Below are 13,503 nucleotides of genomic sequence, written 5' to 3' on the forward strand. Positions count from 1 at the left end.
GCTCGCCGACGCGTCGGCGCCGAGACACCACACCGGTGGCTCGCACCGCCACGGGTCCCGCGACCGGTCTCGGGACCGCTGGTTTCGGGGTCACCGGTTCCGGTCACGCCGGAAGTGTGGCGCGGGGAAACCGTGGTGCGTGGACGACGGACAACGGCTAGACGCCTCGTTCGATCCGACGAGATTTCAAGATCCACTCGATCGTGGTCCCGTCGACATCGCTGCGACGGGGAAACTCAGTGACAGGATGGGCCACCGTGGGCTTGAGCGAATTGAGCCGCGAAGACTCGACGGCGGGGCGTGGCTGGTGGGAAGACCGAATCTTTTACCGTATCGATGTCCGGGCGTTCAGCGACTCCGATGCCGACGGGGTCGGTGATCTGGAGGGTGTTCGGGACAGACTCGGGTACTTGGAACTGATCGGTATCGACGCCATCTGGTTGACCGGTGTGCTGGCTTCACCCGTGGGGCGCCCCGGGCAAGGGCGGGACGTGGATCCGTTGGTAGGCACCCTGAGCTCGTTGGAAACGCTGCTGGCCGAAGCACACGCGGCGGGGATGCGGGTGACGTTGGACCTCGCCGTGGACGGCACGGAGATCGTTCACAGCGAGAACCAACGGGAACTGGCGGAATCGCTGCGGTTCTGGAGCGGGCACGGCGTCGACGGGTTCCGTGTCGCCGCACTACCGGGCATCACCGGCCCGATCGACGAGTCCACGCACCGGATCGTGCGAATGATCCGCTCGGTGCTCGACGAACGGGAATCGGTCATGCTCGGCGGCCTGGTCAACGGCTGGCGCACCGGACTCGGCGATCTCGTGGAGCTGGACCTCGGCGTGGACCTGCGATTCAGCCTGACCCAGTTCGACGCCACCGAGATACGCCGGATCGTGGACACCGTGCTGACGGACTCGGACAACAACGCGGGAACACCGGTATGGACGCTGTCCACATGGGAGAACCCGCGCCCGACCACCCGATTCGGGGGTGGTGCGCACGGCCTGGCACGCGCACGGGCGATGGCGTTGGTCCAGTTCGCGCTGCCGGGGTCGGTCGGAGTGGACAACGGAACGGAACTGGGTCTGCCGGAATCCGAGAAGCCGGACCGCACGAGCAGCCACCCCGCCCGCGGCCCGATCCCCTGGGAAGGAACACAACCGCCGTTCGGTTTCTCCGCCGCGCCCGGCAACTGGTGGCCCACCCCACCCAGCTGGGCCGCCAGCACCGTGGAGGCGCAGTTGGAGGACCCGTTGTCGACGCTGTCGCTGCACCGCAACGCGATGGAACTGCGACGCCGCCACGAGATCGCGCACCGCACCACGGTGCGCTGGTACGGCGCGCCGCGCGGCTGTCTGGCGTTTCGCTGCGACCGTGCCGGCCTGACCTGCGCGCTGAACGCTTCCGGCACGAGCGTGCCGAAACCGCCGGGCACGGTCGTGCTGTGCAGCGGATCGTTGGAGGGCGAACTCATCCCGCCGAACACGGCGGTGTGGCTGACCTGAGTCGGCCGGGAGGTTCCGCCGAGCGCACGACCCGGCAACCCGGCCGAAGACTTCAATCAGGTCAGCAAGGGCAGCAGAGCGTACCGCCGTCGAACCACGGCCCCGAACCGGGAGTCGATGCGAAGCCACGTCTCGGTGGCGCTGACTCGTACGATCTCCTCCTCCGGAGGATCACTGGCCAGAAAACCCATCCCGGTCAGCACGAACAAGCAGCGCAACGGAACTTTGACCTGCAGCCCCGAACCGCTGACGGTGAACACTTCCTGATCCATCAGCGAAGCGGGCGGGGTGCCCTTCGGCCCCACGTTCTGCCTGGCGACACCGACCCCCTGCTCGGCGACCTCACCGACCACCCTGGCCGGTAGGTCGTCCACGTGCCGCCACCCCTCCGGAGGAGGCAGCTCGGAGCGCCACAGCAGGTCCCGCTCCGGGCCGGGATCCATCACCGGCCCGTTGGAAACCGTCAAGGCGGCCAACAACTCGTTGCCCGAGACGCTCACGTCGGCGGGTTCGACCTCACCACCCACCGAACGAGTGCACAGCGCGTCGAACGGGGTGGCCGACCAGACGTCGATCCGTTCGGCGTCGGACCTGTTCCGCAACCGCACGACCGCCTGACCGTCCAGCCGCACGGCACGGGCCACGAACGCGCTCAGGTCGTCACGTTCGACCGAACCGGGCATTCGCAGTTCAGGCAATTCGCTGCTCCTCGTTCACGAGCGGATCGAGTACCCACTCCGCGAGGAACGAACGCTCACCCTCGGTGAGGCGACGCGGACGTCCGGCTCGCAGATCGTAGGGAACCATCATGGTCTCGGCAGTGGCCACCGAATCGTCACCACCCGCGGCGACAGCGTAGTCGACCACGAACGAGGCCGTGCGCAACTCGCGCACCGACATGCGCACCTGCACGGCTCCCATGCGGTATTCCACCGGAGAGCGGTAGTCGACCGATAACCGGGCCACCACCATTCCCTCCGCCATGCCGCCGTGGCCCCGCCGTTCCGCTTCGTTGAAGAGCAGCCCCGCACGGGCCTCCTCGAGCAGCGTCACGGTTCTGGCATGGTTCACGTGCCCGAAAGCGTCCATATCGGACCACCGCAGGGGCACTTCGGTGACGTAGGCTCCCACCTTTTGCCTTCCTTAGCGCACAGCCGAACAACAGGGGCCGGACAACGACCGCGCTGCCGGGTCCCCCGGTTACACCGTACGCGGCCACGGTACGGAACCGGATCCGACGAACGGCCCACCGCCTGCCGGGCAGAGCGGGAGGCCCCTCGGGCCGGTCGGCGGGTGAACGAACCGACCCGAGGGGAAAGCCCTCAACGCACCATGCTGCGCAGCTGCCTGGCCGCCACGGACAGCGTCGCCAGGTCCTGACGCCCCGAATGCCTGATCTCCTCCAACGAGGCCCTGGCCCGTCCGATGCGGGAGGCGTTGGCCGACTCCCACTGGGCGATCTTGTTCTCGGGGTGCTCCTCCGGATCGCTGCTACGCAGCACATCCACCGCGATGGCGCGCAGCGAGGCGTACAGGTCGTCACGCAGCGCCAGCCGCGCCAGCGCGTGCCACCGGTTGCCACGCTCCAGCTCGGCGACCGACACCAGCATCCGCTCCATGTCGAGGTACTCCCACAGCGCGTAGTAGAGCTCCGCGCTCTCGCGGGGACTGCGTTCGGCCACGATGCCCGCGTCCCGCTCCGCCAACTCCGCTATCTCGGTGATGTCCAGCAGTGCGAACGTGTCCAGCAAGGTGCTGACACGCCGTGCGGTCCGCTTCGGCACGCCCCGATTCACGAGTCGGTCGGTCTCGGTCGCGGCGTTGGCCGCGGCCCGCCCGTGCAACATCTCCCACACCGACTCGGCCAACCGGGTCACCACGGGACGGAAGCGATGTATCTCGGCGCCGATGGCCAACGGCTGCGGACGGTTGGAGAGCAGCCACCTGGAGGCCCGGTCCAGCAGGCGACGGGTCTCCAGAACCATGGAGTCGACGACATCGATGGGAACCGTGCCGTGCAGCTGTTCGATCTCCTCCCACAGCGCGGGGAGATCGTAAACGCCGGTCACCACTTCGAAGGCACGTACCGCGTCGGTGGTGTCGGCGCTCATCTCCTCCGACAGGCGGTACGCGTAGGAAATGCCCGCACCGTCGACCACTTCGTTGACCAGCAGGGTCGTGGTGATCTCACGGTGCAGCGGGTGCTGGCGCACCGCCTGGCCGTACTGCCCGCGCAGCGGACGCGGGAAGTACTCGGGCAACCGCGAGGCGAAGGCTTCCGTGTCGGGCAGGTCGCTGGCCAGCACGTCCTGCTTCAGCGCGAGTTTGACGTGTCCCATCAGGGTCGCCAGCTCCGGCGAGGTGAGACCGTCGTCTGCCTTCTCGAGCTCCCGGAACTGCGCCGGGGTCGGCAACGCCTCCAGTTCACGGTCCAGTCCGGTGCGCTTCTCCAGTTCGGCGACCTGCCTGGCGTGCACCGACAGCATCGGCGCCGCGTGCGAGCGGGAAGTGCCGAGCACGGCGTTCTGGCGATAGTTGTCCGCCAGCACCAGCTCGGAGACCTCCTCGGTCATCTCCCGCAACAACTGGTTGCGTCGGTCCCGATCCAGCCGCCCGTCGGCGACCAGCTGGTCCAGCAGCACCTTGATGTTGACCTCGTGGTCCGAGCAGTCGACGCCCGCCGAGTTGTCCAGCGCGTCGGTGTTGACCTTGCCACCGTCGCGGGCGAACTCGATACGCCCGAGTTGGGTCATCCCGAGGTTGCCGCCCTCACCGACCACGCGGGCCCGCAGGTCGGCACCGTCCACCCGCACCGGATCATTGGCCTTGTCCCCCACCTCGCCGTGGGTCTCGGTGCTGGCCTTGACGTAGGTACCGATGCCACCGTTCCACAGCAGGTCCACGGGCGCCCGCAGGATCGCTCTGATCAGTTCGGCCGGCGCCAACCGGGCGACGTCGTCGTCGATCCCGAGCGCGGCGCGGATCTCGGGGTTGAGCGGGATCGACTTGGCGGAACGCGGCCAGACACCGCCGCCCTCGCTGATCACGTCGCGATCGTAGTCGTCCCATGTGGAGCGTGACATGGCGAACAGCCGGGAGCGCTCGGCGAACGATGCGGCGGGGTCCGGAGTCGGGTCGATGAAGACGTGCATGTGGTTGAAGGCGGCCACCAAGCGGATGTGCTCGGAAAGCAGCATCCCGTTGCCGAAAACGTCACCACCCATGTCGCCGACTCCGACGACGCTGAACTCCTCGCGCTGCGTGTCGGTGCCGAGTTCACGGAAATGCCGTTTGACGCTCTCCCAGGCTCCCTTGGCCGTGATGCCCATGGCCTTGTGGTCGTAACCGACCGACCCGCCGGAGGCGAAGGCGTCGCCCAACCAGAAGCCGTAGGACTCGGCGACCTCGTTGGCGATGTCGGAGAACGTCGCGGTCCCCTTGTCGGCCGCGACCACCAGGTAGGTGTCCTCGGCGTCGTGTCGGACCACGCGGGCCGGGCCGACCACCTGCCCGTTGACCAGGTTGTCGGTCAGATCGAGCATGCCGGAGATGAACATGCGGTAGCACGCGACCCCCTCGTCACGGACCGCTTCCCGGTCGGCCGCGGGGTCTCCGGTCGATGCGGGCTGGCGCTTCAGGACGAACCCGCCCTTGGCCCCCACCGGCACGATCACCGCGTTCTTGACCGCCTGCGCCTTGGCCAGTCCCAGGATCTCGGTGCGGAAGTCCTCGCGACGGTCGGACCAGCGAAGTCCACCACGCGCCACCGAGCCGAACCTGAGGTGCACTCCTTCGAAGCGGGGGGAGTACACGAAGATCTCGTACTGCGGCCGCGGCTCGGGCAGGCCGGGAATCTCCTGCGGTTCCAGTTTGAACGACAGGAAGGAACGGGACCGGGACCGCTCGTCCTCGACGAAGTAATTGGTGCGCAGCGTGGCCCGGATCAGTCCGAGGTAGGCACGCAGGATGCGATCGGCGTCCAGGCTGGTGACCTCGTCGACGGCTCGTTCGGCGGCGTCGACCAGTTCCTGTTCCCTGGAGAACCGCAGCGTCTCCGCGATACCCGGATCGAAGCGCGTCTCGAACAGCCTGATCAGTCGCACGGTGATCGACTCGTGCGTGATCAGCGCGTCCTCGATGTAGTCCTGGCTGTAGGCCACTCCGACCTGTCGCAGATACTTGGCGTAGGCACGCAGCACCGCGGTCTGCCGCCAGGTGAGCCCGGCCCGCAGCACCAGTGAGTTGAACCTGTCGACCTCGGCGTCGTTCTGCCAGGCGGCACGGAATGCCTCCTCGAACCGCTCCCGGAGTGTGTCGATCCGTTCGCCGTCGGACGGATCGAACACCCCCCGCCCGGGACGCAGTCCGAAGTCGAAGATCCAGCGGACGGTGTCGTCGTCCGGGGAGATCTCGTAGGGCCGTTCGTCGACGACCTCCACCCCCATGCTCTGCAGCACCGGAAGCACCCTGGACAACGTCACCCGCTCGGTGAGGAACATCTTGAAACGACGGTCGCCCGGCCCGGCGTCACGTGGCGTGTAGAACGACATCGCGAGGTCACCGGGGCTGGAGAGCGTCTCCAGCCTGCGCAGATCGACCAGACCGTCGGAGGCCTCGAAGTCCTCCTTGTACGCCTCGGGGAAGGCCGCCGCGTAGCGCAGCCCGACCTCGCTGATGGCCTCGGAGCCGAACGAGACGAGACGACCGTCCCGACGCGCCTCCGTGCGGTCCCCCGTGCGTTCCGACTCGACCTGTTCGACCATGTCGTCGTCCCAGGTGCGGATGGCTTCGCTGAGCCGACGCTGCACCCGATTGACATCGGGGTCGAGCCTGCTTCCCGGTTCGGTGTGCACCACGAAATGCACTCGGGCCAGCGCGGACTCACCCACCCGGGTGCTGTACTCCAGACCCGTTCCTCCCAGCTCCGCCAGCAGCACTTCCTGCATCGCCAGTCGGGAGCGGGTCGTGTATCGGTCACGCGGCAGGTAAACCAGGCACGAGAAGAACCGACCGTAGGGATCGCGCCGCAGGAAGGGCTTGAGCTTGCGGCGTTCCGCGAGTGCGAGCACCCCGGTGATGATCTCCAGCAGTGTGTCGGAGCCGGTGGCGAACAACTCCGTACGCGGATAGCTCTGGATCTCCTCGAGCATGCGCTGCCCGGAGTAGGACTCCAACGGAAAACCCGCACGATGGATCACTTCACGGGCCCGGCGGGCTATAACCGGTATTTCCAGTACGTTCTCGTGCAATGCGGTGGTGGTGAACAGACCGATGAAACGGTGCTCACCGGACATCCCGCCGTCGGAGTCGAAGGTTTTGACACCCACGTAGAACGGATGCCCGGCACGATGCACGGATGAGTTCGCGTTCGCCTGGGTAAGCACCAGCAACTCGTCGTTCGGGGACTCGACGAGTGTGTCCGGAGCGGCGGACAGGGTCCGGACCACACCGTTGTCGGACCGCAACACACCGAGACCGGACGCGAGCGCCGGTCGCAGTGTCGGCCCGTCGGAGTCCTCGTCGCGCACCACCTCGTCGTGGCGGTACCCCAGGAAGGTGAAATGCCCTTCGGTCAACCAGCGCAGCAGGGCGGCGGCATCGGTGGCCTGTTCCACGGCAGGTTGGGAACCGTCCCGCTCCAGCGAGTCCGCGAGCTCGCGGGCGGTCTCGTGCATGCGGTCGGTGTCCTCGACGACCTCGCGCACGTCGGTCAACACCCGCAACAGGCCGTTCTCCAGCTCGGTTATCCGATCCGGGTCGGCCAGTCTGTCGATCTCGAGGAACATCCACGACTCGGCCAGGGCGTCGTCGGGCGGGTTCGAGGGGTCCGCGCCGGGCAACACCTCACGCAGTTCACCGGTGACGTCCCTGCGCACCACCACGATGGGATGAACCACGCGTTGCACCTGCGCACCGGCGCGCGACAACTCGGCGATCACCGAATCGACCAGATAGGGCATGTCGTCGGTGACGAGCTGGACCACCGAGGCGGGGCTGTACCAGCCCTCGACGGCGCGGGTCGGGTTGAATATCCGCACCATGGCACGGCCGGGCGCACGGTGCGCGGCTAGCTCGTAGTGCGAGTGCAGCGCACCGGCGAGATCGTCCGGCTCCTCGCTCACGACTTCCTCGGCCGGGACGTGGCGGTAGTAAGTACGTAGCAGGTGGGCCAGTTCCGGGGCCGTTCGCACGGCTCGCTCCACCAGGCTCGTCAGATACTCGGGACCTACCGCACCCGGGTCGGACGTCCGCGGTGTCCGCTCTCCGTTCGGCACGGTGTGCTCGGTACTCAACTGTCCGGATTCAGAGGTCATCGTCACGCAGCTCCACAACTAGCGGCACCTCGTTGTGCCAACAAGACCACCCTAGAGTGCTCGACGGCGTGATCGGTGACGGGCTGAACAGATCAAGTGGAACCGGATTTCAGGGACTCATCCCACCCACGTCGAAACCACCACACGTGAACACGACGGACGAGCTCGATCAACGGATCCGAGGAGTCCAGCTGTACGACTCGCCGGGCTCGGTCTCTCCCGCCGCGTGTCGTCTACGTCCTCGGAACGCGGTGTCATCCGTTCCCGTACGGGCCGTCGGCTCGTCCTCGACACTCATCTCGGGATCACCGGAACGCCGAGAGCGTCGCGCGGCCGTGGAATTCGCGCCGGAAGGGGCCTCCGGAGCTTCGGGAGGGGTCTGCGGTGCCCTCGCCGTGGCGGACTGCCCGGCACTGGCGGTGTCGTCGTCGGCCCGGTTGCCGTTGCGGTAGGCCACCAGCGCTTCCGCGAGCAGATCGGCCAGTCCCGCCTGCCCCGCACCGGACTCGGTGCTGTCGGAAACGTCCATCCCGGAGAAGTCCCTGATCAACTCTCTGCTCTGCTCCAGCAGGTGCTCCGGGACCGGGGGGTGGGAACTCGTATCCCGCGAGGTGTCCTCGGAATCAGCGCCCCGCTCGGGGGAAGTTTCCGAGCCGCCGCTGCCGGCCGGTGCCGTCGATTCGGCCGGTTCCCCGGACGCGGCCGGTTCCGGTGGTTCCGCACGGCGACGGCGTCCTCCGGACCGGGCGGTGGTCGCGGACTCCGGGCCGTTCCCGGTCTCCCCGGTGACTTCGGCGGCGCCCGCGGAACGACTCCGACGCTGGCGGGGCGTGCCCCTGCCCTCCGCTTCGAGCGCGGCCCGGATCTCGTCCAGCGAACGACCGTGCGACCGCCGCGCCGGTGGTTCCTCGGTTTCGGCCGGTTCCGCTCGTCGCCTGCCCCCTGTGGTGCCTGACTCGGGCGGGGCTGACTCGGGCGGGGCTGACTCGGAGGGACCGGTCGTGGCGTGCTCGTGAAGCGGCTCGGAGCCGGGGCCCGACGAGGAATCAGCGGCACGGGGAAGGTGGGGCTCGACCGATTCGGTCGTGCCACCCGGTTGCGGGTCGGACATGGGCCAAGCCTTGTCCCCGACCGCGTGCTCACCGACGTCCTCCCCCGGGGGCTCCGAGTCCGGAAAACTCGGCACGACCGGCATTATCGCGGTCACGTCCTCGTCGCGGGAGGACGACGGGAAACCGCTTCCCGAGCCGACTCCAGGACCGGTGCCCGACTCCGTGGCGGTCCTGTCGAACCCGGTTTCAGTCGGGTTCTCGGTGGGAAAGTCGATGTCCTCCCGTCCGCCGTGTTCACGAGGTGGGCGGTGAGCATCCGGCTCACCCTGCCGGGCGGTGTCGCTCACCGCTCCCGACGGCTCGAACACACCCGGCGGTGCGGGATCGGCCGAGACGCCGGTGTCGGCAGGCGCAACAGACCCGGCAGGGGTGTGCGGATGCGGATCGGTTGCGCCGTGCTCCTCGGCTCCGTCCGGCGCCCGATGCCGCCTGCCCGGGGCGGTTCCACCCGCCGTGACGACCTCGCCGAGGGCGACATCGGAACGGTGCGCGGCAGTGTCGTCCCCCTCGCCGGAAGAACGGCGATCACCGGTCTCGGTGCCCTCGTGCTGGTGCGGCACGGTCGCGGAGTCCCGAGTACTCGGTGCCCCACCCGACAGCAGGGTGTTCATCAACCGCCGAGCCTGTTGCCGGGTGTCCGGGTCCTCCGTCACGGGCGCCGTGTCGCCCGCCGTGGGACTCAACGGACCCCGTGGCGGATGTTCGACGGTGTGACCGTGCCGGTCGTAATCGTGCCGGTCGTGCCGGTCGTAATCGTCCCGGCCGTAGTCCTGCCCACCGTGTTCGGACTGCTGCCGCGGGATCGCGGAGTTCGGCGCAGGGAACTCCTCCAGCAGGCGCAGCCTGGCCCGTTCGACGGTTCTGCGCCAGTGATGGTCGGCCGAGTAGGCATCGCGAACGCAACGCAACGCCTCGGGAAGGTCGGAGGACTTCTCGTGCAACGCGGACAACGTATTCAGTACCGCGGCCTGCAGATCGAACAGCTCGTGCCTGCGCCCACCGTCGAGGGCCTCTCGCAACGACTCGAACGCGGCCGAATGCTGCCCCGAGGGCACGTACACCCTGGTCGCCACCGCGAGTCGCAGCCAACCGACCGGGGCCGCGGCGGCGGCCCGGAGCGGCTGCCGCACGATCTCGGACGCACACCGCAACGCCTCGGCCTGCTTGCCCAGATCCAGCAGCGACTGCGCCTGTTCGAGCACCAGCCCGGCACGGACCTCCCCACTGTCGGCGGCCGGGTCACCGAGACGTTCCAGGAAGTCGAGGCCCGCCGCGGCGGACTCGATCGCGAGCGCGAACTCACCGTTACCGCGATAGTGGGCCGCCCGCGCACCCGCCACCCTGGCACGGAGCAACCGCGTGGTGTCCTGGTCCTCGGTCGACTCGGCGGCGTAGAGCCGGTCGGCCTCGTCCAGCGCCTCGACACGCTCCGCCGCGCGACGGTGCATCGGCAGCGCACCACACAGCTCGACCAGTGCGTGCGCGCGCAGCCGCGCCGGAACACGCTCCAGCTCCAGCAACGGATGCAGCACACGCAACGCGACATCGGGACTGCCGCTGCCACGGGCGCAGCAAGCCAGTTCGACCCGCAGATCGCCGAGCGGTTCCGCCGAGCCCGCGCGCTCGGCGTCCCGAAAGGCCCCGAGCGCGCGTTCGGTGGCGGTGACCGAACGTCCCAAGCGGTTCTCGGCGAAAAGCGCGATCGCCTCCGCCCGGAGTCGCTGTTCGGTGTCACCGGCCTGTCGGGAAGTGGCAGTCGCGCGGTTGGCGAACAACAGTGCCAGCTCCGGAACCCGCCAGCACAGTTGCCGAGCGGATTCCAGTAGTTCGTGGCCGGGGCTGCTTATCCGCGAACCGCGCTCCCTCGCCAAGTCGACTCTCCGATCCTCAGCCGCGGGTCAGTTTCCGATGGGTAACCCGGTGCGGACGTGCGGCCTCGGCGCCCAACCGGTCGATCTTGTTGTTCTCGTACCCCTCGAAGTTACCTTCGAACCAGAACCACTTGGCCGGATTCTCTTCATCACCCTCCCAAGCGAGGATGTGGGTGGCCACCCGGTCGAGGAACCACCTGTCGTGGGAAATCACCACGGCACAGCCGGGGAATTCCTGCAGCGCGTTCTCCAATGAGGACAACGTCTCCACGTCCAGGTCGTTGGTGGGCTCGTCCAGCAGCAGCGTGTTCCCACCCTGCTTGAGCGTCAACGCGAGATTCAACCGGTTGCGCTCACCACCGGAGAGCACCCCGGCCGGTTTCTGCTGGTCGGCGCCCTTGAAACCGAAGGCACTCACGTAGGCGCGCGAAGGCATCTCGACCTGGCCGACCTGGATGTGGTCCAACCCGTCCGAGACGACTTCCCAGACGTTCTTGTTGGGGTCGATACCGGAGCGGTTCTGGTCCACATAGCTGAGCTTGACCGTGTCGCCGACCCGCACCTGACCGCTGTCCGGCTCCTCGAGCCCGACGATGGTCTTGAACAGGGTCGTCTTACCGACACCGTTGGGGCCGATGACTCCCACGATGCCGTTGGGCGGCAACGTGAACGAGAGCCTGTCGATGAGCAGATTGCCCTCGAAGCCCTTGCTCATCTCGTTGGCCTCGACCACGAGATTGCCCAGGCGCGGCCCCGGCGGAATCTGGATCTCCTCGAAATCCATCTTCTTGGTCTTCTCGGCCTCGGCCGCCATCTCCTCGTAGCGATCCAGCCGCGAACGCGACTTCTTCTGTCGCGCCTTGGTGTTGGAACGCACCCACTCCAGCTCGTCCTTGAGGCGCTTCTGCAGCTTGGCGTCCCGCTTGCCCTGCACGGCCAACCGCTCGGACTTCTTCTGCAGATAGGTCGAGTAGTTGCCCTCGTACGGGTACGTATTGCCGCGATCGAGTTCGAGGATCCAGCCGGCCACGTTGTCCAGGAAGTAGCGGTCGTGGGTCACGGCCAGCACGGCGCCGGAGTAGTTGGACAGGAACTGCTCCAGCCAATTCACGCTCTCGGCGTCCAGGTGGTTGGTGGGCTCGTCCAGCAGCAACAGGTCGGGCCTGCTCAGCAGCAGTTTGCACAGCGCGACCCTGCGACGCTCACCGCCGGAGAGGTAACGAACCTCGGCTTCGGGAGGTGGGCAGCGCAGGGCGTCCATCGCCTGCTCCAGTTGCGAGTCCAACTCCCATGCCTCGGCGTGGTCGAGCTCCTCCTGGAGCTTGCCCATCTCGGCCATGAGCTCGTCGGTGTAATCGGTGGCGAGCTGCTCGGCGATGGCGTTGAAGCGGTCCAGCTTCTCCTTGATCTCGCCAACGCCCTCCTCGACGTTGCCGAGTACGGTTTTCTCCTCGTTCAGCGGGGGCTCCTGCTGCAGGATGCCCACCGTGTAACCGGGGGAAAGGAAGGCCTCACCGTTGTTCGGGTGGTCGAGTCCGGCCATGATGCGCAGCACGCTCGACTTCCCGGCCCCGTTCGGCCCCACCACACCGATCTTGGCACCGGGGTAGAACTGGATAGTCGCGTTCTCCAGTATCATCTTGTCCCCGTGCGTTTTGCGCACATTCTTCATGGTGTAGATGAACTCGGCCATGCCTCCGATCGTAGATGTGCGGGAGCGCGTGGTCCGCACTGCATCCGCACGGTGTGCACCTCCCGTGACGAGCCCGCGGCGCGTGGCTACCGCGCCCCCACCGGCGCGGTCGGGAGTTTCGCTTCCATCGCGCGGGAACATGTCTTGCGCACCGGCGAACCGGCAACGGACGTGATCGTGGCACGGCGCCGGGCGGCGCGGAAACCGGATCGCAGCCGCCCGGCGGACCGTAGCGTCGTTACCCGCTGTGCCGTCAGGCGCCGATCGCCTGCGTGGAGGTGTCCTCGGCGGTTCGTGGACAGGGTGGTGCGGCCCGGAAGCAGTCACGAGCGGAAGCCGCGCCGGCCCCGGCGGTTTCCCCGTCGGTGTCATCCGCCGCGGTGCGGGAGTCGTGCAGCACGTCGAGCCCCACCGCACCGGCTTCGACCTCCGCGGTGGTTCGACGCTGCCCGTCGGTTTCGTACTCCTTGGTGCGCAGTCTTCCGGTCACGAGTACCGAATCGCCCTTCTCCAGGGCCTGAACCACCCCTTGGGCGAGCTGCTTCCAGCAGTGGACCGTGGCGTGTACCCGATCACCGTCGACCCAGCGCTGGTTCGCGCGGTCGAAGCGACGGGCGATGCTGACCATGCGGAAACTCGCCACACGATTGCCGTGTCTGGTCTCGCGGGTCTTCGGGGCACTGAGAACTTCACCGACAAGAGTGACAGCGGTTTCATACATGAGTTCCTGCCCTTCCACCACTTCGAGTGGTCTCGTCTCGGTTCGATGGCGCCGTGCGGCGCTGTACTCACCCTGCACGAGAACGAACACACTGAGCGACAAGACAATTACAATATGTGTAAAAACGGTAACCATGTGGACAATTCGCGAGAAGGTTCCCTGCGGTGGTGGCCGACAACATCGCGCGACTCCACCCGAACGAGCGAGAATCGAAGCAGGCAGACGTCATGAGATAACGACTCGATTTCGCGTAAGCGCAGCGGATAGAGTCGTACGCGAAGCGCGACTAC

General features: G+C 67.4%; 7 protein-coding genes. 1 reads left to right on the forward strand and 6 read right to left on the reverse strand.

Annotation, left to right across the window (positions count from 1 at the left end; translation table 11 throughout):
- Window positions 1-257: 257 nt before the first annotated feature.
- A complete protein-coding gene (locus BM394_RS07185) occupies window positions 258-1,502 on the forward strand; it encodes an alpha-amylase family glycosyl hydrolase (RefSeq protein ID WP_092975674.1) in 1,245 nt (414 codons plus the stop codon).
- Between the two features lie 56 nt (window positions 1,503-1,558).
- Here BM394_RS07185 and BM394_RS07190 read toward each other — a convergent pair whose 3' ends face one another.
- The 6 genes from BM394_RS07190 to ssb all read right to left on the reverse strand — a co-directional run bounded on the left by BM394_RS07190 (window position 1,559) and on the right by ssb (window position 13,315).
- A complete protein-coding gene (locus BM394_RS07190; RefSeq protein WP_092975677.1) occupies window positions 1,559-2,200 on the reverse strand; it encodes a DUF8185 domain-containing protein in 642 nt (213 codons plus the stop codon).
- Window positions 2,193-2,633, reverse strand: coding sequence for an acyl-CoA thioesterase (locus tag BM394_RS07195; protein ID WP_092975680.1), 441 nt, complete (start codon window positions 2,631-2,633; stop codon window positions 2,193-2,195). The genes BM394_RS07190 and BM394_RS07195 overlap by 8 nt, the downstream gene beginning before the upstream one ends.
- Window positions 2,634-2,824: 191 nt before the next feature.
- Window positions 2,825-7,816: an NAD-glutamate dehydrogenase gene (locus BM394_RS07200; RefSeq protein WP_092975683.1), complete on the reverse strand. Its 4,992-nt coding sequence runs from the start codon at window positions 7,814-7,816 to the stop codon at window positions 2,825-2,827.
- A gap of 169 nt (window positions 7,817-7,985) precedes the next feature.
- Window positions 7,986-10,799 carry a hypothetical protein gene (locus BM394_RS07205; RefSeq protein ID WP_092975686.1) on the reverse strand — a complete coding sequence of 938 codons (2,814 nt, stop codon included), beginning with the start codon at window positions 10,797-10,799 and terminating at the stop codon, window positions 7,986-7,988.
- Between the two features lie 16 nt (window positions 10,800-10,815).
- A complete protein-coding gene (gene ettA, locus BM394_RS07210; protein WP_092975689.1) occupies window positions 10,816-12,492 on the reverse strand; it encodes an energy-dependent translational throttle protein EttA in 1,677 nt (558 codons plus the stop codon).
- A 253-nt stretch (window positions 12,493-12,745) separates the two neighbouring features.
- Window positions 12,746-13,315 (reverse strand): single-stranded DNA-binding protein, encoded by a 570-nt coding sequence (ssb, locus tag BM394_RS07215; protein WP_245780033.1) that lies wholly within the window; start codon window positions 13,313-13,315, stop codon window positions 12,746-12,748.
- Window positions 13,316-13,503 lie beyond the last annotated feature (188 nt).

The organism is Actinopolyspora lacussalsi subsp. righensis (genome assembly GCF_900116555.1).
GTDB classification, from domain to species: Bacteria; Actinomycetota; Actinomycetes; order Mycobacteriales; family Pseudonocardiaceae; genus Actinopolyspora; species Actinopolyspora lacussalsi.